We start from the raw sequence: 298 nt of genomic DNA, 5'->3' as shown, positions 1-298 counted from the left end.
GCGACCACAGAAGCCAATCAAAAGGTCGAAGAAGTAACAGAGGCGTTTAACGCGTGGATTATGAGAGACGCGAAGCGCAGAGCTGAGATCACGGAGAGCTACAACAAGCACTGCAACTCCTTTGTTGTTCCTTCATTTACGGCAATTGCCGAACACCTTGTTATCAATAATTGCAATCTGAACCTAAGGAATTACCAACTAGAAGCGGTTTCTTCTGCCCTATTGAAAAAATCTATCATGCTCGATTGTTGCGTAGGTAGCGGTAAGACGATCATCACTCAAGCGATCGCGATGAAAC

General features: G+C 45.3%; 1 protein-coding gene. It reads left to right on the top strand.

Features of this window, described 5'->3' with window-relative positions; genetic code table 11:
• Positions 1-298 (top strand): hypothetical protein (locus AB4585_RS27095; protein WP_372171834.1); only part of this gene is annotated, 298 nt, incomplete at both ends.

The organism is Vibrio sp. 10N.222.49.C9 (assembly GCF_041474985.1).
GTDB lineage: Bacteria > Pseudomonadota > Gammaproteobacteria > Enterobacterales > Vibrionaceae > Vibrio > Vibrio crassostreae_C.
Note: the sequence above shows the minus strand (reverse complement) of the source record. Positions and strands in the feature narration are given on the sequence as shown.